Here is a 22,929-nt window from a genome sequence, read left to right on the forward strand (position 1 = left end):
TGGAACGGCACTTGGTGACGGTCGGTGAGCGCCAGGTCCATTACCTGAGGGCGGGGTGTGGCCTGCCGGTCGTGCTCCTGCACGCCTCGCCCGGCGACCACCGGCCACTGCGTGAACTGGTCCGGGAGCTGGCGCCCTGGTTCAGCGTGTACGCACTCGACACCCCCGGTCACGGCGGGTCCGACCGGCTCCCGGCCGCCGAGCCGGCCGTCGAGGACTACGGCGCCGCGCTCGGGGAGACGCTGACCGCGCTCGGTCTGGAGCGGGTCCACCTGTACGGCACGCACACCGGAGCGAAGATCGCACTGGCGTTCGCCGTCGAGCACCCGGAACGGGTCGCGTCCCTCGTGCTCGACGGACTGGGGATCTCGACCCCCGGGGAACGGGCCGACCAGCTCGCGAACTACCTTCCTCCCGTGCTGCCGCGAGGGGACGGAACCCACCTGGTCGCGGCGTGGCACCAGGTGCGCAACATGTTCCTGTTCTGGCCCTGGTACCGGGAGGAGCCGGGAGCACGGCTGTCCGCGGCGATGCCGGACCCCGAACAGCTGCACGACGTGACGGCGGGCCTGCTCGAAGCGGGGGAGGCGTACCCGCTGGCATACCGGGCGGCGTTCACCTGCGACCCGGTGCCGATGCTGGCACGGCTCGCGGTGCCGACCCTCGTGCTGGCCTCGCCCGGCGACCCGTTGCACGCGCACCTCGCCCGGATTCCGGCCGCGGGGGCCGGGGTCCGCGTCGAGCATCCGCCGTTTGGAGCCGGTCCCGCGCATGTGGCGGCCCGGCTGCGCGCCCAGGCGACGGGGTGTTCCGCCGGCGTGCGGGAGGCGCCGGAACCGCCGGGGCCGCTCCTCGCGGACCGGCTGTCCCGTCGTTATGTCCGGACCCGGCTGGGTCAGAGCCTGATCAGGTGGATCGCACCGGCGGCCGGCGCCAGGCCGTTGGCGGTCCTGCCGCCGGCTCCGGCCTCCGGGCGGGCGGTGGAGCGACTGCTGGCGCGGGCCGGCAGCAGCCGCCCCGCGCTCGCCGTCGACCTGCCGGGCACCGGCGACTCGGAGCTCGACGGCCCCCTCGACGTGGACGCGGGTGAGCTGGCCGGGGCCGTGGTGGACATGCTGGACGAGGCCGGTCTGGACACGGTCGACCTGTACGGCACGGGCGCGGGCGGCGCGATCGCCGCCGAGGTGGCCCGCCGCCATCCGGCGCGCGTGCACGCCCTGGCGCTGGCCGCGCTGCCCGACCCGGACCGGGTTTCCGCCGGCCTCGTGGCGGCACGCACCCCCGACCTCACCCCGGACGACCACGGGATCCACCTGCTGCGGGCATGGCACCTGGTCCGCGACGGCGCGCTCCGCGCCGGCCAGGTCTACGACGGGCGGGCTCTGGGCGAGCCGCATCGCAGGGTCCTCGACATCGTCAAGGCCTGGCCCTCGTACGGCTCCGCCTTCCGGGCCGCGGCGCTCGCCGCCCTCGCCCGGCAGCCGGCCGATCTCCGAGCCCCGGTCGTCGCCGCGGATCCGATCTGGGACCCGTTCCTGGCCGCGACGGAGATCATCCAGCCGTCCTCCCGCCGTGATGGCCGGGGTGGCGTCGACGAACTGCTCAGCGCTCTGGACGAGGCGGGAACATGAGCCGATACCGGTACGGAGTCATCGACTACGTCGGCGACGGCGTCGGCCTCCGCGGCCGGGAGGAGTGGACGCTCACCGTCGCCGAGGACGGCACCCGCACGCTGCGCGCCCACTGCCGCATGTGGGACAGCCGGATCGAACGCGATGTCGTGCATACGGTCTCGCCCGCGTTCCGCCCGATGCGGACCTTCATCAGCCATCGGCTGGCCGGGGAGTTCCTCGGGGAGGGCTGGTTCGTCACGGGGGATGCCCTGCTGGAATCGCACCTGCTGCTCCGCGAGGCGGGCCACGCGTCGCAGCGGATCGATCTTCCGACGCCCCCGCCGTTCTTCGTCCCGCACGCGGTCTGCTGCGACTCCTGGATCGTGCCCTCCTATGACCTGGCCGCAGGCGGACGGCAGGCACTGGTGGGCGGGTTCCGCTCCTCGCCCCGGCCCGACGGCGCCACGGGCCCGTACGCCGAGGAGATGACCGGCATCACCGCGGCCCTCGTCGGCGCGGAGACGGTCGCCGTCCCCGCCGGGACCTTCGCCACCTGGCACTTCCTGCTGACCAGCGACGGCGGCGCGGAAGAGCACCTGTGGACGAGCCGCGACGGGGACTGGCTGATGGTGCGACTGCGCTCCGACCGGCTCTCCTCGACCTACCACCTCGCCGAGCTGCGCGAAGGGACGTGACGGCCCCCGATGGCCGGACGGAGCGGATGATCCGGCTCCCCCGCGCCGACGGGCCGTACGGCCGCCCGGCGGGCCCTGCTGCCACGCCCCGACGTCGGCCCACGCGAACCCGTGGGCCGCGTGGGCCGGGGTTCAGGCCGGGGGGAGCTGTCCCAGGTCGAGGCGGGTGACCACGGCGGCGCCGTCGAGCGCGACCAGGTTCCGCACCAGCTCGCCGACGACGGAGGCGTCCAGCCGGTCGGGGTTGAACCGGCTGGACAGCTCGCTTTTCACCATGGCCGCGACCACGAGGTCCGTCACTTTCACCAGGCGGTCGGAAAGCTCCGCGCGGAGCGTGTCGGACAGGCCGAGCAGCCCGAACTTCGACGCGGAATACGCCGCTCCCGTGGGGTAGCCGCGCAGGCCCGCGCCGGAGTTCACGTTGACGATGTGGCCGCGTTTGCCCGCGACGGGTTCCTGCCGGATCATCTGCCGGGCCGCGGCGCGGGCGCACAGGAACGCGCCGGTGAGGTTCGCGTCCAGAGTCTCCCGCCACGCCTCGTCCGTCAGTTCCAGGATCTCGCTCTTGCGGAACACTCCGGCATTGTTGACCAGTACGTCGAGCCTGCCGTACTCGCGGGCGACGCGGGCGACCACATGGTCGACCTGCTCCGTCACCGTGACGTCGAGCGGCACGCCGGTCGCGGCGCCTCCCGCGGCCCGGATCGCCTCGGCCACCTCGGACACCCGGTTCGCGCGCCGGCCGGCGCACACCACCGCGTACCCCGCCGCCGCCAGGGACTCGGCGATCGCTCGCCCGAGTCCGCTGCCCGCGCCCGTCACCAGGGCGACTCCGGCGCTCACCGACATTGGTAGAACTCCAGGACCTCGCCGTCCAGACCGAAGAAGGTCTGCACGAGGGCGGGGCCGTACGGCGGCAGGTCCACCTCGACGGGGTCGCACACCGGCTCGGCTCCGAGCCTGCCGACCAGGTCCGCGGTGGCCTGCAGATCATCGGTCTCCAGCGAGACCGAGAGAATTCCGAGGCTGGGCGGAACGGCGCGGTCCCGCTGCTGCTCACCGGGGAACCCGACGTATTGGGCGAGCTCCACCCGGCCGTTGAGGCTGCTGCCGGGAACATACAGGTTGATGTTGTGCAGTCCGGTTCCCCGCGGAAGGCGGAAGAAGGACTCCATGTTCTCGATCAGCTTGTCGTACAGCTCGGCGAAACCGAGCGCCCGGTAGAAGGACGCGGACGCGCGGGCGTCGCTCACGTGCATCGCGACCGTCTGCAGCTCGCTCGGTCGCCCGTCGTAGCCGGCCAGGGCCGAGCCCTCGCCGGGCTCGAGTTCGAACACGTCCAGGACGACCCCGTCGGGGTCGTAGGACAACGAGTCCCACGCCGACAGGTCCGGCGTGACAGTCCAATGGGTCGGCTCCGACTTGGAACGGCCGCCCGCCGCGCGCAACCGGCCGATCGCCGAGCGGATGTCGGGCACCCGGATGTTGAGCGCGTAATGGCCGTAGTCCTGCGGCCGCGAGTAGTCGCCCCAGTAGGGCTCGCCGGGCGCGACGGACTGGTCGGCGTCGAATCGGACAAGGCGCAGCAGCCCGGTGGTCGCACTCACCGGTCCCATCACGACCGCGTACCCGGTGAGGCCGCTCGGCATCTGCCAGGCGAGCTCCGCCTCCCGGCCGCCGACCGTTCCCTCACCGAGACGGACGTAGTCGAACGTGTCCGCGTAGAAGGCGCAGGACCGTTCGAGATCCGCGACGGCCACCGTCGCCACCCGGATTTCACTGATCACAGGACGCGTCCCCTTCGCCGGGCCGGTCATGCGAGCGGCGTGGCGCCTTCGGGCCACCAGTCGCCGGCGCCGTACGGATCCTCCAGGGGCTGGGAACCGTGCTCGTGGACGATACGCCAGCGTCCCTCCTCGCGGCGGACCAGCCAGGTCATCCGCATGCGCAGCCGTCCGGCCTTGCCGTCGCCCATGATGTCGTAGTCGATGACGCCAACGACCTGGGCCAGGGTGTCGCTCTCCCAGGTGAAGGGACCCTCGACCCAGCGGAACCCGTTGATGCGGATCGGCGCCTTGAAGTACGCCTCCCATCCCGCTCTGATCCGGTCGCCGCCGTGGGTGGTCCAGCGTGGTCCCTCGACGAACACGTACGCGTCGTCGGCGGGAGAGAAGGTCTCCAGCACGCCGTCCAGTCGTCTTTCGATGACGGCGGTGAGCATCGCCTCCGCGGTGCCGAGCGGTGTTGTGGTCATGGGCACGCCTTCCGTGATCTCAAATGTGTTCCGGTTCATCGTTTCGATTCCGTGACGTCAGGAGCTTGGGGGATCAGGGGCCCGGCGGCGACACGACGTGATGCAGCATTCCGTTCGGGGACTCGATCAGCGCGCTCGTCACCCTGCCGAACGGAGGGATCTCCTCCTCGGCGGGTTCGAGGGCGGGCAGACTCGCGTCCCTCGCCGCCCTGACCGCGTCCCGTGCCGAGGGGACGGCGATCGTGCACGCGACCAGGCCACGGGTCGGCGGGCGCACGCCACGCAGTGAGACGTCCCGCGCGCCCCGCCCGTAGTCGATGATGCCGATGTACGGCTCCGCGAGCCGGGATCCGTAGTTCGCGGCCCTGATGCCGTGCCCCTCGGCGAGACCGACCATGGACTGGAAGGACTCGTCCGCGAACGCGTACTCGTACACCTTGTTCAGGCCCAGGACGTCCAGGTAGAACCATCGGGCGTCTGCGGGATCGCGGACGGGGGCGCGCCCCCGGCTCGAGTGCCCTGTGCTCCACCCTCTCCGGGTCGGGGCAGTAGAAGTCGATGACCTTGAAGGCGTCCTTCGCGTCGCCGTTCTCCGGGCCGCGCGCCGCCGCGGTCGAGCTCGGCGTGAATTCGAGGAGCCGGATGCCGGACCGGGTACCCGGCGTCATGAGGGTCGTCTCCAGCGCCGGAAGGCCGACCGACCAGATGCGCTCCGAGTCATGGGCCGTACGCCGCGTGACGCTGTGCACCTCGAGCCCGAACGCCCTGGTGAACAGGCTGGTCTGCCGATCGGTGTCGCCGGTCACGATGACCGGGCCGAGGAGCCCCGGCTGGGGGAGGACGGGCGGCGGCGTCGTCACGAGGCTCTCACCCACCCGGCTCGCCGGCATCGGCTGGGCCCGGCGTACGTCCGTCGCCGCGTGCGACGTGCACGATGGTCTTGCCGATGTTGCGGCCGGCCATGAGCCGGCAGAAGGCCGCGGGGGCGGAGCCGAGCCCCTCGTGCGTGTCCTCGAGGACGCGCACCCGGCCCTCCGCGACGAGCCGGCCGACCCGGTCGGCGAACCGCGGCAGCAGGTCCTGATGATCGTGTACGACGAGGCCGTGCACGGTGGCGCGTGCCCGCATCACCGCCCCGGCGGGCAGCGCGGTCGGTCCCGTCTCGTTGGCGTTGTCGGGCAGGCCGCACAGCACCACCCGGGCACCGGCGGCGAGCCGGTTCAGCACGCCGCCGAGGACCGCGCCGCCGGCCATGTGCAGGTACCCGTCGACACCGTCGGGGCAGGCCTCGGCGAGGGCGTCGAGCCAGTCCGGGTCGTGGCGGTCGACGGCCGCCGCGTAGCCGAGGCGCTCGACCGCGACCCGGCACTTGTCCGGACCGCCGGCGATCGCCACCGTGCGTGCGCCGGCGAGCCCGGCGAGCTGCCCCGCCGTGCCGCCGACCGCGCCGGTCGCGGAGGACACGACGACGGTGTCACCCACCTCCGGGCGCAGCAGCCGGCTCACCGCGGCGTACGCGGTCAGCCCCGGCATGCCGAGCACGCCGAGTGCCGCGGTGCGCGGCACGCCGGACGGCACCGGCAGCGGGCGCGGGGATGAGGCGGGGACCGCGGCGTACTCCTGCCATCCGGTCTCGGCCACGACCCACTCGCCCGTGTCCACCACTTGGGCGAGGGCCCTGCCGGGCACGAGCTCGCCGGGGTGTACGGGGGGATGGCCGAGGTCGCGCCCGGTCAGGGTGCCGCGGACGTACGGGTCCAGTGAGAGGTGAACCGTGCGGACCAGTGTCTCGCCGGGCCCCGGTGACGGCAGGGCGGTCGTCTCCGTACGGAAGTCGTCTTCGATCGGCACGCCTCGCGGGCGCCGGGCCAGGACGATTCTCCGTTGCGTCCCTGGGAGGCTCATCCGATCCGCTTCTCCTTCTCCGGCGACACCGGCTCGGTCAGGCAGGACCCAGGCTTACACATCGAAACGTTGTTTCGCTAGGGGGAACACGGGCTCAACATCGAGCGTCGATGAGGTTAGGCTGTCGCCGTGTCCACCGATCGTGTTTCGGCGCCCGCTTATCAGGATCTGGCCGACCGGCTGCGCGAGCAGATCCTCTCCGGAGAGTTCGAGCCCGGAGACCGCCTTCCCGTCGAGCCCGACCTGTGCGCGATGTACGGCGTGAGCCGGAGCACCGTGCGCGAGGCGTTGCGCGTCCTGTCCAGCGAGCGGCTGCTGGTCACCCGGCGGGGGGTGGCGGGAGGCAGTTTCGTCGCCCGCCCCGAGCCGGAGCACATCAGCAGCTATCTGCTGTCCAGTCTGGCGCTGTTCCGGGATTCGGGCTCGGTCGCCAATCTACTGGAGGTGCGCGTCCTGCTGGAGGTGCCCACCGCCGGCCTGGCCGCAGTCCGCAGGTCCCCGGAACAGCTGGAGGCGCTGCGGGCCGCGATCTTCAACCCGCGCGAGGTCGAGCGTGAGGACCTCTACCGGACGAACCGGCAGTTCCACAAGGCGCTCCTGGAGGCGGCGAACAACCCGTTGCTCGACGCGGTGACGGCGCCCGTGTTCAGCGTGCTGGAGAGCGGTTTCGACCGGCACGGCGTTTCCGACGACCACTGGGACAGGGTCGACAGGGACCATCGGGAGATCCTGGCGTACGTCGAGGCGGGGGACTCCCTCGGCGCGGAGCGGGCTCAGCGGGAGCACCTGGAACACCTGCGCAGCACCTACTCCCAGATCGACAGGGAGCGCCGCAGGGGAGACGGCTGAGGGCCGCGGCGCGCGTAGATTGGAACGCCGTTATGCAGAGCGGAACAACCTCTTGACCCCTAAATGGTCTGACGTTTAGGCTCGGGCCCGTAACACGACAGGTCCGAGGTAGGGAGCGTCATGGGTGTCAAGCCGGGCTGGCAGGGCCGGTTCTTCGAGGATTTCGAGGTCGGTGACGTTTACCGGCACCCGCTCGGCAGGACGGTGTCGGAGGCGGACAACACCTGGTTCACGCTCCTGACGATGAACACGAACCAGATGCACTTCAACGCGGAGTACGCGGCACGCTCGGAGTTCGGCCGGCCCCTCGTGGTCTCCACCTTCACGGTGGCGATCGCGGTGGGGCAGAGCGTCACCGACCTCACCCAGAACGCGTTCGCCAATCTCGGCTGGGACGACATCAAGATGACCCACCCGGTGTTCGCGGGCGACACGCTGTGGAGCGAATCGATCGTGCTCGACAAGCGCGAGTCGGCCAGCCGGCCGCACGCCGGCATCGTCACCGTGCGCACCCGCACGCTCAACCAGGACGGCAAGGAGGTCTGCTCGTTCAAGCGGACCTTCTACGTCTACCGCCGCGGCGCCGAGCAGATCGAGGGCGTCTTCCCCGTGGCCGAGCGGCCGCTCAGCCTGGAGGGCTGACATGCGCATCACCTACGGTCCCTGGGGAGAGACCCTCGCGGAGCAGGTGGAGGCGGCGCGCGCGGCGGAGCGGGCGGGCGCCGAGGTCGTCTGGGTTCCCGAGATGCACCGCAGCGCGATCGTGTCGGCGGCGGCGCTGGCACAGTCCACGGCCACCGCCCGGATCGGCACGGCGATCGCGCTCGCCTTCACCCGCAGTCCCATGGTGACCGCGCTGGAGGCGCTCGACGTCGACGAACTGTCCGGCGGCCGTTTCGTTCTCGGGCTGGGCACCGGTGTGCAGCGGCTCAACGAGGACTGGCACAACGTGCGGTGGGGCAAGCCGGTCGGCCGGCTGCGGGAGACCGTCCGCGACATCCGGCACTTCTGGGCGCACTGCGCGTCGGGTGAGCCGATGGTCCTGGACGGAGAGCACGCGCCGATGCGCATCCGCGGATACCGGCGGCCGTTCCCGGTCACCCGTACCCGGATACCGATCTATCTGGCGGCGGTGGGCCCCGCGATGACCCGGCTCGCGGCCGAGATCGGCGACGGCTGGATATCGCACGAGCTGTGCTCCCCGGCGTACCTCGCCGAGCGCGTCCTCCCGGAGGTGGAGGCGGGGCTGGCGAAGGCGCGGGGAAAGAACCGGGAAGACCTCGACCTCGTGGTTTCCGCGTGCTGCTCCGTCGACGCGGACGCGGGCGTCGCCCGGCGTCGTGCCGCGGGCCTGGTCGGCTTCTACGCGAGCGTGCGCAGCTACGCCGACTTCTTCGCCTTCCACGATCTGGCCGGCGAGCAGGCCGCCGTGGTGGAGGCCTTCCGCTCCGGACGCGGCGCCGACCATCTCGGCGACGTCGTGCCGGACCGGATGGTCGACGCGGTCACCATCGCCGGCGACCCCGATGAGGTGCGCGCCCGTCTGGCCGCCTACGAGGGTCTCGCCGACACCGTCAAGCTGACCCCGCCGACGCACGGGCTCCCCGCGTCCGAGACCAGGGCGGCCCAGGAATCCATCATCCAGCTCATCGCCGACATCACAGGAGGGCGGGCGTGAGACCCCTGGAGGACGTCCGGATCGTTGCCGTCGAGCAGTACGGCGCCGGCCCGTTCGGCAGTGTGCACCTGGCCGACCTCGGGGCCGAGGTGATCAAAATCGAGGATCCGCGGGTCGGCGGCGACGTCGGGCGGTACGTGCCGCCGTACGGCGAAGGCGAGGACTCGCTGTTCTTCGAGACCTTCAACCGCAACAAGCGCAGTCTGTCCCTCGACCTCGCCACCGACGAGGGGCGTGCGGTCTTCGAGGACCTGGTGCGGGTCAGCGACGTGGTCTACAGCAACCTGCGCGGCGACGTGCCCGCCAAGATCCGCATCACCTACGACGACCTGAAGCACCTCAACCCCGCCATCGTGTGCTGCTCGCTCACCGGGTTCGGCATGACCGGCCCCAGGCAGAAGGAGCCGGGGTACGACTACGTCCTGCAGGGCCTCGCCGGATGGATGGACATCACCGGGGAGCCCGAGGGGCCGCCCACCAAGTCCGGTCTGTCGATGGTCGACTACTCGGGCGGCCTGGTGGCGGCGATCTCGCTCCTGGCCGGCCTGCACGCGGCCCGCAGGGACGGTGTGGGCATGGACTGCGACGTCAGCCTCTACGACACCGCCATCGGTCTGCTGACCTATCCGGCGGTCTGGCACCTCAACGAGGGATTCGTTCCGGAGCGCACCCGCCACTCCGCCCATCCGTCCCTGGTCCCCTTCCAGGCGTTCGAGGCGAAGGACGGCTGGCTCGTCGTCGGCTGCGCGAAGGAGAAGTTCTGGCAGCGGCTCGCCAAGGTCATCGGCCACCCCGAATGGGCGGACGACGAGCGGTTCGCGACGTTCGCCGACCGCCGCCGCAACAAGGACGTCCTGCTGCCGATGCTCGAGGAAGTGTTCCGCGGGCGAACGGTCGACGAATGGCTGGCGCCGCTCTACGAGGCGTCGATTCCGTGCGGCCCGATCAACGACGTCGCCACCGCCCTGACGGAGGAGCACACCGCCGCCCGCGGCCTGGTCGTGGAGACCGAGCACCCCCGCTGGGGCACGCTGCGCCAGGTCGCCTCCCCGATCCGGGTCGGTTCGCGGCCCCCCGAGTACCGGCGGGCGCCCCAGCGCAACGAGGACTTCGGCCACGTCGTACGCGGGCTCCTGGGATACGGCGACGCGAAGGTGGCGGCGCTGGCGGAGGCGGGTGCCTTCGGACCGCCCGCCCGGGAGGTGGCGTCGTGACCGCCGCGCGCGCCCTGGCCGCGTGGGCACTGGGTCCGGGGCCGGCCGGCGCGCCCCCGGAGGTGCGGGAGGCGGCCTGCCGTCACCTGCTCGACGGGCTCGGCACGGCCGTCGCGGCCGGCCGTACCCGGATCGCCGCGCCCGCGGTCGCGGTCGCGCGAGGGCTCGGGGGCCCGGCGGAGGCCACGGTGCTCGGCACCGGCGAACGCGGGTCGGCGGTGGCGGCGGCGCTCGCCACCGGCACGCTGGTGCACGCCCTGGACTTCGACGACACGCACGCGGGCGGGCTGGTCCACGCCACCGCGGTGGTGCTGCCCGCGGCCCTCGCGGTCGGCGAGGAGGTGGGCGCGTCCGGCGCCGAGGTGCTCGCCGCGGCGGTCGCCGGCTACGAGACGGTGTGCCGCGTCGCCGCCGCTGTCCCGCACGGGTTCCACACCCGCGGCCTGCACGCGACCATGAGCTGCGGAGTGATGTCGGCCGCCGTCGTGGCGGCCCGGCTGCTGGGGCTCGGCGCCGACCGGACCGTCGACGCGCTGGGCATCGCGGGCAGCCAGGCGGGCGGGCTGCTCGAGTTCCTGTCCACCGGCGCGTCCACCAAGCAACTCCACCCCGGCTTCGCGTCGGCCTCCGGCATCCTCGCCGCCCGGCTCGCGGCGGCCGGGGCCACCGGTCCGGACAGTGTCCTGGAGGGCCCGCACGGGCTGTACGCGGCGCTGGCCGGCCGGACCGTCGACGCCGGCGCGGTCACCTCCGGGCTGGGGAAGTCGTGGGAGACCACCCGGATCACCGTCAAGCCCTACCCGGCGTGTCAGCTCATGCACGTGACCCTCGACGCGGTCGCCGAGGCGCTGCGCGGACACGGCGTCCGGGCGTCCGAGGTGATCGAGGTGGTCGCCGACGTGCACCCGGACAGCGCGGCCATCGTGTGCGAGCCGGCGGAGCGCAAGACCCGCCCGCGCACGCCGTACGACGCCAAGTTCTCCCTGCCGTGGAGTGTGGCGGCGCTGCTCCTCGACGGCGAGGTGACGCTCGGGACGTACTCCCCGGAATCCATTCGCCGTCCTGAGGTGGCGGATCTCGCGGCACGGGTGCGCACCGTCGTCACCCCGGCCGGCGTATCGAGCACCGTCGCCGCCGACGCGCCGGGACGCGTGCTCCTGCGGCTCGACGGCGGACGGGTGATCGAGGGGAGGGTGCCCGGCAGCGCCGGCGGCCCCGACCGCCCGCTCCGCGACAGCGAGCTGGACGCGAAGTTCACCGCCAACGCCGCGGGCGACCCGAAGGACACCGCCGAGCTGGCCCGCAGGGTGCGCGGCCTCGCCGACGAGCCCGATCTTTCCACCATCGCCGCACTCGCCGACCGGCTCGCCCGGCCGGCGCCGGAGGAACAGTGATGACCTTGCAAGCCATCCGTCCGAGCCGCTTCCCATGGTTCCGCTATGACGGCTACTCCTTCTCGCTCGGCCTGACGCACGGTGACGGCGCCTGGCTGTCCGGGCACTCGGCCAGCGAGTACGACCCCGAGTCCGGGCGCATCGTCGTGCGCGGCGGGATGACCGACCAGGCCCGCACGGCGTACGCGAAGATCGGCGCTATCCTCGACGCGGCCGGGCTGTCCTTCGCCGACGTCACGCGGGTCACGGAGAACGTCACGGTCGCGGGCCTGGACGCCTACCAGGAGGCGGCGGCCGTCCGGGCGGAGATCTTCGGTGAGCACCGCCCCGCGGTCAGCACGGTGATCGTCGACCGCCTGCTGCGCCCGGCGGCGTTCATCGAGATCGAGGTGCACGCGAGCGCGGGCGGCGCGACGGCAGCGGCCGGCGGCGTGGCCGAGGCCCCGGACGGCACGATCTTCCTGCCCACGGTGCTGCCCCTCGACGAGCAGGGCGACGTGGTCGCCGAGGGCGATCTCACCGGCCAGTACGCCTACTGCCTCGAGCGGGCCGACCTGCTGCTGCGCGGCATCGGGTCGTCGCTGGACGCCGCCGTCACGACCTACGACTACACGACGCCCGCCACCCGGGACGTCTACCGGCGTACGCACGCGGTCCGTAAGGAACGGCTCGGCGGGGCCGGCGTCTACCCCGGCGCGGGCGGCATCCTGATGAGCCGGCTGCACCGCCCGGGCGTGCTCGTCGCGCTCGACGTCACCGCGTCCCGGCATCCCCTGGAGGCGGTCAACCCCGGCTGGGCCCGCTACGACACGCTCACCTACACCCCCGGCGTCAGGGCCGGCGGCATGCTGTGGATGAGCGGTTTCGCGGCCCTGGACATGGAGACGCAACAGGCGCTGCATCCGGGTGACGTGGTGGCGCAGGCCGAGGTGACCTATGGGGCGATCCTGCGGGTTCTGGACGCCGCCGGCGCCGGTCCTGAGCACCTGCTGTCGACGATCGAGTACGTCTGCCCCGAGGGGCTGAGCGCCTATCGGGGCGTCGCGGACGTGCGCAAGCGCCTGCTCCGCGAGCCGTGGCCCGCGTCCACCGGCGCGATCTGCGCGGGACTGCTGCGTCCGGAGTTCCTCATCGAGGTCTTCCCCGCGGCGGTGCTCCCATGAGCCTGCTGACGGAGGAGATCCGCGCGCTCGTCGGCAAGGAGGTCTCCTACACCGCGCCCGAGGAGCTCGGCAGGGCCTCGATCCGCTACTTCGCCCGCGCCGTCGGCGACGACAACCCGCTCTATACGGACGACGCGTACGCCAGGCGGCACGGCTACGACGGAGTCATCGCCCCGCCCACCCTGGTCTGCGAGACGAACCAGTACGCCGACGTGCCGCCCGATCCCGACGGCTATGCCGGGCACGACTGGCACATCGAGATCCCCGGGACTCGGAAGGTGCGCGGCGGCAACACCTACACCTTCCACCGCCCCGTCCGGCCCGGTGACGTCGTCACCGCGACCTGGCGTCTGACCGGCATCGCCGAGCGCCGCACCTCCGGGGGGCAGGAGATGCTCGTCGTCTCCTCGGCCGCCGAGTACACCGACCAGCAGGGCAGGCTGCTCGTCACGAACGAGGAGACCATCATCTTCGTCGCGCTGAAGGAGGAACGGTGACCGACCCGACGGTGACTGGGCCGGCGGTGACCGAGCCGACGGTGGAGGCCGGCACCGAGGTCGCTCCGCTGGAGCGCACGATCGGCCTCCGCGACATGATCGCCTACGCCGGCGCCACGTGGGACTGGCACCGGCTGCACTACGACCACGAGTACCTGCAGGAGCGGGGGCTGCCCGCGCCAGTGGTCGACGGGCAGGTCTTCGGCGCGCTGCTCGTCGAGCAGCTCCAGGACTGGCTCGGCCCGCGAGCCGTCGTCCGCCGCCTGCACTTCCGGTTCAAGAATCTGGTCTTCGCGGGGGACACCGTCCGCTGCGTCGGGCGGGTCACCGCGGTCGACGGCGACACCATCCGAGTGGAGCAGCGCATCCTGATCGTCGACGGAGACGAACCGGAACGGGTGGCGGTGGAGCCGGCCGGGGCCGAGGTCGTGCTGCGCCACCCCGAGCAGCGTGACCCCGAGCAGTGCGACCCGGAGGGGACGGAGGCGCCATGACCACCTCCGTCGCGATCGCCGGAGCGGCCGAGAGCGATCTCGGCGTCACCGGCAAGTCCGTCCTCGGCCTGCAGGCCCAGGCGATCGGCCGGGCGCTCGAGGACGCCGGGCTGACCCTCGCCGACGTGGACGGCCTGGCGACGACCGGGGTGTCCCGGTTCTCGGCGACCCAGGTCGCCGACTACCTGGGGCTGCGCCCGGCCTGGACCGACTCGACCTTCGCCGGCGGCTCCGCGTTCGAGATGTACGTCGCCCGCGCCGTCCAGGCAATCGAGGCCGGTCAGTGCTCGACCGTGGTCATCTCGTACGGTTCCAACCAGCGCTCCGCCCGGTCCCGATCCCTGGCCGGCGTGGTGGAATCGCACACTCCGGAGGCGCAGTTCGAGACGCCCTACGGACCCCTCTATCCCATCTCCTACTACGCGATGGCCGCCCAGCGATACCTCCACCGGTACGGCGGGACCCGGGAGCAGCTCGCCGAGGTCGCCGTCGCGGCCCGCGAGTGGGCGCTGCTCAACCCGGCGGCGTTCCGGCACGGGACGGGCCCGCTGAGCGTGGCCGACGTGGTCGGCGCCCCCATGGTGTCGACGCCGCTGACCACGGCCGACTGCTGCCTGGTGACCGACGGGGGAGGGGCGGTCGTGCTCACCTCGCTCGACCGGGCCCGCGACCTGCGCAGACCGCCGGTCCGCGTGCTCGGGTACGGCGAGTGCACGACCAACACCTCGATGACCGCCGTGGACGATCTGACCGTGACCGGGGCCGTCGAGTCCGGACGGGCCGCGTTCGCCCGCGCCGGGCTGACCCCCGCGGACGTGGACGTCGCCGAGGTCTACGACTCCTTCACCATCACCGTCGTGCTCACCCTGGAGGCGCTCGGGTTCTGCGGCCGGGGCGAGGCACTCGACTGGATCGCCGGAGGACGGATCCGGCCCGGCGGCGACTTCCCGCTCGACACCTCCGGCGGCGGCCTGTCCTACTGCCATCCCGGACAGTACGGCGTGCTGCTGCTGGTCGAGGCCGTGCGGCAGCTGCGCGGGGAGTGCGACGCCCGTCAGGTGGCGGGGGCGGAGATCGCCCTCGCGCACGGCACGGGCGGGATCCTGTCCACGCACGCGACCGTCCTGCTGGGGGTGGACCGATGAGCACCGAAGTACCAGGGGGCGGCCAGGTGCCCGACCCCGACGAGGTGACCGCGCCGTGGTGGGACGCCACCCGGCGGCGTGTCCTCCTCGTCCAGCGCTGCGCGGCCTGCGGGCACGCGCAGCATCCCCCGCGCGCGCTGTGCACGGCCTGCGGATCCCCGCGCGACCTCGGCTGGTCGGAGGCGACCGGCGACGGCGTGGTGGACGCCTGCACGGTCGTCGAGCGGGCGATGCCCGGCTTCCGGCCGCCCTACGTCGTGGCGCGCGTACGCCTCGCGGAGGGCGTGCTGCTGCTCAGCAACGTGGTCGCCGAGCGCCCGCATGACGTTGGCGTCGGCGACACGCTCCGGCTCGACTGGCGGCCGCTGCCCGACGGGCGTGCGCTGCCGGTCTTCGTACTTTCCCAGAGGTGATTCGTGGACTTCGAGCTGAACGACGACCAGCGTGAGTTCCGCGCGCTGCTGCGCGCGTTTGTCGACAAGGAGATCGTGCCGGTCGCACGGGACTGGGAGCACTCCGGCCGGTACCCGACCGAGATCGTGGACGGCTTCAAGGCGATGGGCCTGTTCGGCGTCACCGTGCCGGAGGAGTACGGCGGGCTCGACCTGGACCCGGTGTCCTTCGCGCTCGTCTTCGAGGAGCTCTCGCGCGGCTGGATGGGGGTGGCGGGCATTCTCGGCAGCCACTCCCTGGCCTGCCGGATGATCGCGATGCACGGCACCGAGGAACAGAAGCGGCGTTACCTGCCGGGGCTCGCCAGCGGTGAGCGGCGTACCGGAATCGGCCTCACCGAGCCCGACGCGGGCACCGACCTGCAGGGCATCCGCACCACCGCGCGCCGCGACGGCGACCACTACGTGGTGACCGGCACCAAGACCTGGATCACCAACGCGCGGCACGCCGATCCGCTCCCGGTGCTGGTCAAGACCGACCCGGACGCGACGCCCGCGCACCGGGGGATGAGCATCCTGCTCGTCGACGCCGACACCCCCGGATACACGGTCACCAAGGACATCCCGAAGCTCGGTTACAAGGGCACCGAGTCGTGTGAGGTCGTGCTCGACGGCGCCCGGGTCCCGGCGGCGAACCTCCTCGGAGGGGCCGAGGGCCGGGGCATGCAGCAGGCGCTGTCCGCGCTGGAGTGGGGCCGGGTCAACATCGCGGCCCGCTCCGTGGGCATCGCGCAGCGCGCCTACGACGAGGCCCTGGCCTACGCCGGGCAGCGCAAGGCGTTCGGCCGGCCCATCGCCGACTTCCAGGCCGTCCAACTCCAACTCGCCTCGCTGGCCACGACGCTCCAGGCGGCCCGGCTCATGGCGTACTGGGCCGCCGACCGGGTCCGGCGAGGACGGGCCGACGCCCAGACGGGCATGGCCAAGATCTTCTGCTCCGAGGTCGCGCTGCAGGCCGCCATCGACGCGCTGAAGGTGCACGGCGGATACGGATACTCCACCGAATACGAGGTGGAGCGGCTGTACCGCGACGCAGTCCTCATGAGCATCGGCGAGGGCACCAACGACGTGCTGCGCACCGTCGTGGCCAAGGCCCTCACCCGCGGGGACGCGAAGGTGGGGTGGGGCGGGTGACCGCGCGCTCCTACCTCTACGTCCCCGGCGACTCCCCGGAGAAGCTCGGCAAGGCACTCGGCAGGGGCGCGGACGCCCTCATCGTCGACCTGGAGGACGCGGTCCCGGCCGCGGGCAAGGACGAGGCGCGGGCCGCCGTACGCGACTGGCTGGACACGGCCGACCCCGGACCGGTGGAGATCTGGGTCCGGGTCAATCCCGGTGAGCTGCGCGAGGCGGACGTGCGAGCCGTGGCGGCCTCCCCGAGGGTGACCGGTCTCGTGCTGGCGAAGGTCGAGACCGCGGACGAGCTCGGCACGCTCGACGCCCTGCTGACCGGCATCGGCGCCGAACGGCTGCCGGTCGTCCCGCTGCTGGAATCCGCGGCGGCCGTCCTGCGGGCGCCGCGGATCGCGGCGGCCCCCCGGGTGGCCCGCCTGCAGGTCGGCGAGGCGGACCTGCGGGCGGACACCGGCATCACCCCGGGCGACGACGAGCGGGAACTGCTCTGGGTCCGCTCCCAGGTGGTGCTCGCCTCGGCCGCCGCCGGCATCGACCCCCCGGTGGCTCCGGTCTCCACCGACTTCCGCGACCTCGACGCGCTGCGCGCCTCGACGCTCGGCCTGGCCCGGCTCGGTTACGTCGGCCGCGCCTGTATCCACCCGGCGCAGATCGCGGTGATCAACGACGTCTTCACGCCGGCCGACGACGAGGTCGGCTGGGCGCGGGACCTGGTGGCCAGGTTCGAGGCCGAGGGGTCGGGCGTGCTCGTCGACTCGAACGGGCGCATGGTCGACGAGGCGGTCGTGCGCCAGGCACGGCGGGTTCTCGTGAGAGCACGGTGACGTCCGGCGAGGCCGGAGTCGTCGATCTGCACGCCCCGGACCTGGCGTGGACCACCGTGCCCATGCCCGGGGCGGCGGACCCCGTCCGGCTGGTCCGCCTGCACCTCGACCGCGCGACCCGCTCCTCGGTGTCGCTGGTCCGCTTCCCCGCCGGGTGGAGCAGGCCGGGAGCCGGCCACTACACCTGCGCCGAGGAGTTCGTCGTGATCGAGGGGCGCATCTCCGTCAGCGGCACGGACGTCGAGGCCGGGACGTACGCCTACCTGCCCCCGAGGGCGACGAGGACGGCCACCGTGGCCGGAAGCGGCGGCTGCCTGGCCGTCGCCTGGTTCTCCGGCGCGCCCGTCTGGCGGGAGGGCCCGGCCGCCGACGTCCCGGACCACGACCCGGTTCACGGGCCGGTCCACGGGCCGCCTGGCCTGTGCCGGAGGCGGAGGCCGGCCGTCCCGGGGGATTCCGCGGTGCTCCCCTCCGTCGCCGGTCTCCCCGAACGCCTCGCCGAGGCCGTCGACCTGCTGTTCGTCGATTCGCCCCGGTGGGCGTACGTCCCGCCAGGGGAGCCCCTCCCCGGGCTCCCGGGTCCCGTCCTGGCCCGGCGCTGGCCCGCCCCGTCACCTCTCGGCCCGGCCGAGGTGACGCAGGAGCAGCAGCACCCCGGGTAGCACCGCCACAGCGGCGCCCAGCAGCCCGGCACGCAGACCGGTGTCGAGGATCCGCGCCTGCTCGGCCAGGGTGGAGAGCGAGCCGAGCACCGCGATCCCCAGCACCGCCCCCGTCTGCCGCACCAGCGACAGCGCGGCCAGCGCCGACGCGGCCCTGGCCGCGTCCACGTTGCCGAGCACCGCCAGCGTGTCCCCGTTGTAGAGGATCCCGGCGGCGAAGCCGGACAGGACGAGCGGCACCACGATCAGGGCGGTCGGACCGAGCGCGGCGCACGCGACCAGCACGTAGACCACGGCGAGGACCGCGACGGCGCAGGCCATCACCCTGGCCAGCCCGCTCCGGCGGGCCAGTCGCGCGGTGAGCCGCCCGCCCAGCGGCATGCCGATCGCGCCGGCCAGGACGATCAGCCCGGCCTGGCCGGGGCTGAACCCCCGCACCTCCTGGAAGAGCAGCGACACCAGGAACGAGCCGCCGGTGATGGTCCCGTTGTAGAGGAGGCTGCTCACCATGATCGCCGCGTACGCGGGATCGCGCAGCATCGTCAGGTCGACGGCGGGCTGGGCGGCCCGCCGCTCGACGATCACGACCAGGGCGAACAGCGGAACGCACGCGGCCAGACCGGCGAACGCCCATTCCGGGCTGCCGTCCGGCCTGCCCAGCTCGATGAAGGACCAGCAGAGCACGGCGAGGCCCGCTCCGGTGACGGCTGCCCCCGCGATGTCGAACCGCCCGCTCGCCCGTCGTGCTCCTTCGGCCAGCCGCGTAGTGCCGATCATCCCGAGCGCCGCGAGTGGCAGATGGACGAGGAAGACCACCCGCCAGCCGAGCGTGCCGACGAGCCAGCCGCCGACGGTGGGGCCGGCGATGAGGCCCAGGGACGACACGGTGATCCAGGTCCCGAACGCCCGGCCGCGGTCCGACTGGCTGACGTTGGCCTCCAGCAGGGCGGCGGAGTTCGGCAGCATGAGCGCGACACCCGCTCCCTCCACGACGCGTGCCGCCAGCAGCAGGGGCAGCGACGGTGAGGCGGCCGCCGCGGCGGTGGCCAGGCCGAAGAGCGCCAGCCCGAGCCGTACCGCCCGCCGGGTGCCGAAGCGGTCGCCGAACGCGCCCGCGAACGGCAGCACCGCGGCGGCGGCGAGGGACATCGCCGCCGCCACCCACTGCAGGCCGGAGACGGACGCCGCCAGGGACGCGCCGATGACGGGGAGCGCGACGACGACGGCGGTGTTGTCGAACATCACGAGCCCGAGTCCGACGCCGCAGGTAGCCGCCACCAGGGCCGGGCGGGGGCGCGCGGACGCCGCGCTCACCCGCCCGCGATCAGCGCCGCGTCGAGCAGGCCCGCGACCTTCGCGCGGCCCGGCAGGCCGCGTACCTCCGCCGCCAGTGTGGCCGCGGCCCGGGCCGGCAGCACGCGAGCGGCGTTGAGCTCGTACTTCGTCTGCAGTTCGTCCATGGTCAGCGGGTGTTCCGGCCCGCCCCGCGAGGAGTGGACACGGTGCTCCAGCCGCCGCCCGTCCGTCGTGCGCACCCTCAGCACGGCGGAGAACGCCCGGGGGAACTCCTCGCTGCACTCCGCGTCGGGCACCACGCGCACCCTGGCGGCCAGGGCGAGCCTGCGCTCGTCCCGGAAGGCGGACTCGGTGAAGTCGTCGAGGTGCAGACCGAGTCCGCCGCCCCCGATGAGGGCGCTGGCCACCGTGTAGGGGCCGGAGAACTTCGCGTGGTACGGCGTGCGCGGCCGCACCTTCTCTTCGTACGGCTCGCCGATGGTGCGCAGCGGGGCGGCCGCCACGCCGAGCTCGATCTCCGCGATGTCGCCGGGCCGCAGCCCGCCGGCGCGCAGGGCGAGGGCGGCGTCGATGCCGGGGTGGGTGAAGTGGTTGGAGGGATACGGCTTGTACACCGTTCTGAGCAGCTCCCACCGATCGCCGAGCCCGTCGGTGATGGCGCCCTCGTCGTACCGCCCGTCGAGGAACGCCTGGAAGAACCCGAATCGTCCTTCGAAGACCGTCGGCGGCCCGGTCACGCCCTCCGCCGCCATCCCCGCGGCCACCACGCCCGCGTGGGCCGCCCAGCCGCAGTGGATCCGCTTGACGGTGCCGCCGGTGCGGTTGGCCTCGATGACGCCGGCTCCCATGCTGGCGGCGATCCCCATCGCGTGGGCGATTCCGTCGGCGTCCAGGCCCATCAGCAGCGCCGCGCCGGCCGCGGCGCCGACGGTCCCGCAGATCGACGTGGCGTGCCAGCCCTTCTCGAAGAAGAGGGAGTTGCGCATCTCCGGAATGTAGGACGCCATCCCCAGACGGTTGGTGATCTCGTCGCCCACCGCGACCGCCTGACACAACTCGGCGCCCGAGGCGCCCACCGCCTCCGCGACGGCCAGCACGGCCGGAACGACGGAGGCGGACGGGTGGAGCACCGAGGGCAGGTGGGTGTCGTCGAAGTCGAGCGCGTGTGCGAGGGTGCCGTTGACCAGCGCCGCCGAGGGCGCGGGAAGGGAGAGCCTGCGGCCGATGACCGATGACTCCCCGGCGCCGCCCCATCTGCCCGCCAGGCGCATGATCGCCTCGTGCGGTTCTGCGGGGCCGGTGAGCTCCTGGGCGGCGAGGCAGTTTCCGAAGGTGTCGAGCACGCGGCCGGTCACGTCGGCGACGATCGGTTCTGGCAGGCCGGCACGACTGGCGGCGGCGAACTCGGCCAGGGTCGAGACGATGGTCATGCCGCGAGCACCGCGAGGGGTCGCACGGGTGCGCCGGTGGCGCCCACGACGGGCAGCGGGTTGAGCACCAGCAGGAACTCGGGCTTCCCGATGCCGATCAGCTCGGTCAGGCGCATTGTCTCGACGATGTTCACGCCCGCCTCCACCAGTAGGATCCGGTGCACGGGCAGGGTCGCGTGGCCGCGCCCGGGGGCGATTCGCTCGAAGGCGATCGTCTCTCCGCCGACCACCGCGGCCCCGTGCCCGACCAGCCATCGAGCGGCGTCCGGGCCCGGGCCGGGCACCCCGCCCTCCTCTCCGGTGAACCGGGACGGCCGGTCCCACTCGCGGGACCAGCCGGTGCCGATCAGCACGGCGTCGCCGCGGCGCAGCTCCACGCCGGCCCTACGCCGCGCGGCCTCCAGGTCCACGGGAGTGATCTCGTAGCCGGGCGGCAGCACGTCGACGCCGTGTACTGCGGTCACGTCGAGCAGCACGGCTCGTCCGACATAGGGCTTGAAGGTCTCGATCCCGTACTGGGACAGGCCCTGGTGCGACTGGATGCCCGAGGCCTCGACTCGTCCGTACACGTAGCCGTCCTGGGACACGTGCCCGAGGGCGTCGACGTGCGTGCCGACGTGCCCTCCGGTGAGGATGACCTCGTTGGCCGCCGAACCGCCGTCCTCGCGGACCATGTCGCCGTGCCTGCGCTCGATGACCATCCTGAACCGCGGATGGTTCGGCGACTGGGGCATACCCGTGCGCATCGGCTGCGCGAGATCGACGACTTTGGCGTCGTCGAGATGCCGCCACAACGACATCACACCACTCCCTTGTCTCGGAGGGCGGTGAGTTCGTCGGCGCTGACGCCGAGGCCGCCCCATACGTCTGTGTTGTCGGCGCCGCGCGCGCGGCCCGTCCATCGGATGGAACCCGGCGTCTCGGAAAGGCGGAACAGCACGTTCTGCATGCGTACGGGCCCGAGGTCGGGGTCCTGCACGGTGGTGATCGTGTCGAGCGCGCGGTACTGCGGGTCCTCGAACACGTCCCGGATGTCGTAGATGGGAGCCACCGCCGCCTCGACCCGTTCGAATTCCTCGACCACGGTCGCCAGGTCGCGTTCGGCGATCCACGCTCCGACGTGGCCGTCCAGCAGGTCGGCGTGTTCGGCCCGGCCGGCCCCGGTGGCGAACCACGGCTCGTCGATCACCTCGGGATGCCCGACCAGCCGCATCACCCGCTGCGCGATGGAGTCGGCCGACGTGGACACCGCCACCCAGCGGCCGTCCCGGGTCCGGTAGGTGTTGCGCGGAGCGTTGTTGACCGAGCGGTTGCCGGTGCGCGACTGGACCTGGCCGAGCTGGTCCCACACGAGCGGCTGCGCGCCGAGAATGGTGACCAGCGGCTCGACGATGGCCAGGTCGATCACCTGGCCGCGTCCGCTCCCTCCGGGCCGGTCGCGGTGATGCAGCGCCATCGTGACCGCGTTGACGCAGGTGAGCGCGGAGATCCCGTCGGCCAGACCGAACGGCGGCAGGGTGGGCGGGCCGTCGGGCTCCCCGGTGACCGCGGCGAAACCGCTCATCGACTCGGCGAGGGTGCCGAATCCGGGGCGGCGAGCGTACGGGCCGAACTGTCCGAAGCCGGTCACCCGGGCGATGACCAGGCGGGGGTTGAGCTCGTGCAGGATCTCCGGGGACAGGCCCCATCGTTCGAGTGTGCCCGGGCGGAAGTTCTCGATCAGCACGTCGGCGCGGGCGAGCAGCCGTTTGAGCAGCTCGGCGCCTTCGGAGCTGCTGAGGTCGGCGGTCACCGTTCGCTTGTTCCGGCCGAGCATCTTCCACCACAGGCCGATCCCGTGCTTGCTCGCGCCGTGAGTGCGTGAGGGGTCACCCCGCTTGGGGTGCTCCACCTTGATGACATCGGCGCCGAAGTCTCCGAGGATCGTCGCCGCCAGTGGCCCTGCGAACAGCGTGGCGGCGTCGACGACGACGACGCCGGCCAGCGGCCCGGTGGGCGTTCCGGGCTGCTGGGCTTCCGCTGATCGTTCCTTCGGAACGATCTGCTCTTCATCCACGGAATGGGCCTCCTCGACCTGCTGTGTGCCTGAGACATCGCTGTGTGCCTGGGACGTGTTCTGGGGCGCGTACCAGGACCTGACCTGGGACATGGTTCGAAACGCACCCGGTCGGGCGGTCACACGCCCCGGGGCTTCCCAAGCTATTGAAACAGCGTTACTGTGTGCGGAACA

The 22,929-nt window shown here is 72.7% G+C and carries 24 protein-coding genes; 15 read left to right on the plus strand and 9 right to left on the minus strand.

Going from position 1 to position 22,929, the window contains the following annotated elements:
* Positions 1–14 precede the first annotated feature (14 nt).
* Positions 15–1,631 (plus strand): alpha/beta fold hydrolase, encoded by a 1,617-nt coding sequence (locus tag HHX30_RS37375; RefSeq protein ID WP_311923020.1) that lies wholly within the window; start codon positions 15–17, stop codon positions 1,629–1,631.
* Positions 1,628–2,308, plus strand: a complete 681-nt coding sequence (locus HHX30_RS37380) for a hypothetical protein (RefSeq protein WP_169988586.1) — start codon at positions 1,628–1,630, stop codon at positions 2,306–2,308. The genes HHX30_RS37375 and HHX30_RS37380 overlap by 4 nt, the downstream gene beginning before the upstream one ends.
* A gap of 132 nt (positions 2,309–2,440) precedes the next feature.
* Here the strand turns inward: HHX30_RS37380 and HHX30_RS37385 are convergent, their stop codons facing one another.
* The 5 genes from HHX30_RS37385 to HHX30_RS37405 form a co-directional block, all read right to left on the minus strand.
* Positions 2,441–3,157, minus strand: coding sequence for an SDR family oxidoreductase (locus tag HHX30_RS37385; RefSeq protein ID WP_169988589.1), 717 nt, complete (start codon positions 3,155–3,157; stop codon positions 2,441–2,443).
* The gene (locus HHX30_RS37390) at positions 3,148–4,095 is read right to left on the minus strand and encodes a VOC family protein (protein ID WP_169988591.1); all 948 of its coding nucleotides are present in this window, start codon (positions 4,093–4,095) and stop codon (positions 3,148–3,150) included. The genes HHX30_RS37385 and HHX30_RS37390 overlap by 10 nt, the downstream gene beginning before the upstream one ends.
* Positions 4,096–4,121: 26 nt before the next feature.
* Positions 4,122–4,562, minus strand: coding sequence for a nuclear transport factor 2 family protein (locus HHX30_RS37395; protein ID WP_169988593.1), 441 nt, complete (start codon positions 4,560–4,562; stop codon positions 4,122–4,124).
* Between the two features lie 73 nt (positions 4,563–4,635).
* Positions 4,636–4,998 (minus strand): hypothetical protein, encoded by a 363-nt coding sequence (locus HHX30_RS37400; RefSeq protein ID WP_169988595.1) that lies wholly within the window; start codon positions 4,996–4,998, stop codon positions 4,636–4,638.
* Positions 4,999–5,429: 431 nt separating this feature from the next.
* Positions 5,430–6,467 (minus strand): NADP-dependent oxidoreductase, encoded by a 1,038-nt coding sequence (locus HHX30_RS37405; protein WP_169988597.1) that lies wholly within the window; start codon positions 6,465–6,467, stop codon positions 5,430–5,432.
* 129 nt (positions 6,468–6,596) lie between these two features.
* On the opposite strand from HHX30_RS37405, the gene HHX30_RS37410 reads away from it, so the two are divergent.
* The 13 genes from HHX30_RS37410 to HHX30_RS37470 all read left to right on the plus strand — a co-directional run bounded on the left by HHX30_RS37410 (position 6,597) and on the right by HHX30_RS37470 (position 17,973).
* Positions 6,597–7,316 (plus strand): FadR/GntR family transcriptional regulator, encoded by a 720-nt coding sequence (locus tag HHX30_RS37410; protein ID WP_169988599.1) that lies wholly within the window; start codon positions 6,597–6,599, stop codon positions 7,314–7,316.
* Between the two features lie 120 nt (positions 7,317–7,436).
* The gene (locus tag HHX30_RS37415; RefSeq protein ID WP_169988601.1) at positions 7,437–7,958 is read left to right on the plus strand and encodes a MaoC family dehydratase; all 522 of its coding nucleotides are present in this window, start codon (positions 7,437–7,439) and stop codon (positions 7,956–7,958) included.
* Position 7,959: 1 nt separating this feature from the next.
* Positions 7,960–8,994, plus strand: a complete 1,035-nt coding sequence (locus HHX30_RS37420) for an LLM class flavin-dependent oxidoreductase (RefSeq protein WP_169988603.1) — start codon at positions 7,960–7,962, stop codon at positions 8,992–8,994.
* A complete protein-coding gene (locus tag HHX30_RS37425; RefSeq protein ID WP_169988605.1) occupies positions 8,991–10,208 on the plus strand; it encodes a CaiB/BaiF CoA-transferase family protein in 1,218 nt (405 codons plus the stop codon). The genes HHX30_RS37420 and HHX30_RS37425 overlap by 4 nt, the downstream gene beginning before the upstream one ends.
* On the plus strand, positions 10,205–11,602 hold the full coding sequence (locus tag HHX30_RS37430; RefSeq protein ID WP_311923016.1) for an MmgE/PrpD family protein: 1,398 nt from the start codon (positions 10,205–10,207) through the stop codon (positions 11,600–11,602). The genes HHX30_RS37425 and HHX30_RS37430 overlap by 4 nt, the downstream gene beginning before the upstream one ends.
* Positions 11,602–12,765 (plus strand): RidA family protein, encoded by a 1,164-nt coding sequence (locus HHX30_RS37435; RefSeq protein WP_169988607.1) that lies wholly within the window; start codon positions 11,602–11,604, stop codon positions 12,763–12,765. Before HHX30_RS37430 ends, HHX30_RS37435 begins: the two co-directional genes overlap by 1 nt.
* Positions 12,762–13,262, plus strand: coding sequence for a MaoC family dehydratase N-terminal domain-containing protein (locus HHX30_RS37440; protein ID WP_169988609.1), 501 nt, complete (start codon positions 12,762–12,764; stop codon positions 13,260–13,262). Before HHX30_RS37435 ends, HHX30_RS37440 begins: the two co-directional genes overlap by 4 nt.
* The gene (locus tag HHX30_RS37445) at positions 13,259–13,756 is read left to right on the plus strand and encodes a MaoC/PaaZ C-terminal domain-containing protein (protein WP_311923017.1); all 498 of its coding nucleotides are present in this window, start codon (positions 13,259–13,261) and stop codon (positions 13,754–13,756) included. The genes HHX30_RS37440 and HHX30_RS37445 overlap by 4 nt, the downstream gene beginning before the upstream one ends.
* Positions 13,753–14,901, plus strand: a complete 1,149-nt coding sequence (locus tag HHX30_RS37450; RefSeq protein ID WP_169988611.1) for an acetyl-CoA acetyltransferase — start codon at positions 13,753–13,755, stop codon at positions 14,899–14,901. The genes HHX30_RS37445 and HHX30_RS37450 overlap by 4 nt, the downstream gene beginning before the upstream one ends.
* Positions 14,898–15,314 carry a Zn-ribbon domain-containing OB-fold protein gene (locus tag HHX30_RS37455; RefSeq protein WP_169988613.1) on the plus strand — a complete coding sequence of 139 codons (417 nt, stop codon included), beginning with the start codon at positions 14,898–14,900 and terminating at the stop codon, positions 15,312–15,314. Before HHX30_RS37450 ends, HHX30_RS37455 begins: the two co-directional genes overlap by 4 nt.
* Before the next feature lie 3 nt (positions 15,315–15,317).
* The gene (locus HHX30_RS37460; protein WP_169988615.1) at positions 15,318–16,487 is read left to right on the plus strand and encodes an acyl-CoA dehydrogenase family protein; all 1,170 of its coding nucleotides are present in this window, start codon (positions 15,318–15,320) and stop codon (positions 16,485–16,487) included.
* Positions 16,484–17,311, plus strand: coding sequence for a CoA ester lyase (locus tag HHX30_RS37465; RefSeq protein WP_169988617.1), 828 nt, complete (start codon positions 16,484–16,486; stop codon positions 17,309–17,311). The genes HHX30_RS37460 and HHX30_RS37465 overlap by 4 nt, the downstream gene beginning before the upstream one ends.
* A complete protein-coding gene (locus HHX30_RS37470; RefSeq protein WP_169988619.1) occupies positions 17,308–17,973 on the plus strand; it encodes a cupin domain-containing protein in 666 nt (221 codons plus the stop codon). The genes HHX30_RS37465 and HHX30_RS37470 overlap by 4 nt, the downstream gene beginning before the upstream one ends.
* Here the strand turns inward: HHX30_RS37470 and HHX30_RS37475 are convergent.
* Genes HHX30_RS37475 through HHX30_RS37490 form a run of 4 tightly spaced genes read right to left on the minus strand, consistent with a single transcriptional unit; the run spans position 17,923 to position 22,683 of the window.
* Complete coding sequence (locus tag HHX30_RS37475; protein ID WP_169988621.1) at positions 17,923–19,287, minus strand: MFS transporter; 1,365 nt, start codon at positions 19,285–19,287, stop codon at positions 17,923–17,925. The genes HHX30_RS37470 and HHX30_RS37475 overlap by 51 nt on opposite strands.
* Entirely contained in the window at positions 19,284–20,699 is a 1,416-nt protein-coding gene (locus tag HHX30_RS37480) for an MmgE/PrpD family protein (RefSeq protein ID WP_169988623.1), read from the minus strand. The genes HHX30_RS37475 and HHX30_RS37480 overlap by 4 nt, the downstream gene beginning before the upstream one ends.
* Complete coding sequence (locus HHX30_RS37485) at positions 20,696–21,499, minus strand: cyclase family protein (RefSeq protein WP_169988625.1); 804 nt, start codon at positions 21,497–21,499, stop codon at positions 20,696–20,698. The genes HHX30_RS37480 and HHX30_RS37485 overlap by 4 nt, the downstream gene beginning before the upstream one ends.
* Positions 21,499–22,683 (minus strand): CaiB/BaiF CoA-transferase family protein, encoded by a 1,185-nt coding sequence (locus HHX30_RS37490; protein WP_249350882.1) that lies wholly within the window; start codon positions 22,681–22,683, stop codon positions 21,499–21,501. Before HHX30_RS37490 ends, HHX30_RS37485 begins: the two co-directional genes overlap by 1 nt.
* Positions 22,684–22,929 lie beyond the last annotated feature (246 nt).

Source organism: Microbispora sp. H10836 (assembly GCF_012999525.1).
Classification (GTDB): domain Bacteria; phylum Actinomycetota; class Actinomycetes; order Streptosporangiales; family Streptosporangiaceae; genus Microbispora.

Coding starts and splice junctions, on each gene's coding strand:
- HHX30_RS37380 (WP_169988586.1), top strand. CDS start 1,628: ATGAGCCGATACCGGTACGGAGTCATCGACTACGTCGGCGACGGCGTC.
- HHX30_RS37385 (WP_169988589.1), bottom strand. CDS start 3,157: ATGTCGGTGAGCGCCGGAGTCGCCCTGGTGACGGGCGCGGGCAGCGGA.
- HHX30_RS37395 (WP_169988593.1), bottom strand. CDS start 4,562: ATGACCACAACACCGCTCGGCACCGCGGAGGCGATGCTCACCGCCGTC.
- HHX30_RS37405 (WP_169988597.1), bottom strand. CDS start 6,467: ATGAGCCTCCCAGGGACGCAACGGAGAATCGTCCTGGCCCGGCGCCCG.
- HHX30_RS37415 (WP_169988601.1), top strand. CDS start 7,437: ATGGGTGTCAAGCCGGGCTGGCAGGGCCGGTTCTTCGAGGATTTCGAG.
- HHX30_RS37420 (WP_169988603.1), top strand. CDS start 7,960: ATGCGCATCACCTACGGTCCCTGGGGAGAGACCCTCGCGGAGCAGGTG.
- HHX30_RS37435 (WP_169988607.1), top strand. CDS start 11,602: ATGACCTTGCAAGCCATCCGTCCGAGCCGCTTCCCATGGTTCCGCTAT.
- HHX30_RS37440 (WP_169988609.1), top strand. CDS start 12,762: ATGAGCCTGCTGACGGAGGAGATCCGCGCGCTCGTCGGCAAGGAGGTC.
- HHX30_RS37450 (WP_169988611.1), top strand. CDS start 13,753: ATGACCACCTCCGTCGCGATCGCCGGAGCGGCCGAGAGCGATCTCGGC.
- HHX30_RS37455 (WP_169988613.1), top strand. CDS start 14,898: ATGAGCACCGAAGTACCAGGGGGCGGCCAGGTGCCCGACCCCGACGAG.
- HHX30_RS37480 (WP_169988623.1), bottom strand. CDS start 20,699: ATGACCATCGTCTCGACCCTGGCCGAGTTCGCCGCCGCCAGTCGTGCC.
- HHX30_RS37485 (WP_169988625.1), bottom strand. CDS start 21,499: ATGTCGTTGTGGCGGCATCTCGACGACGCCAAAGTCGTCGATCTCGCG.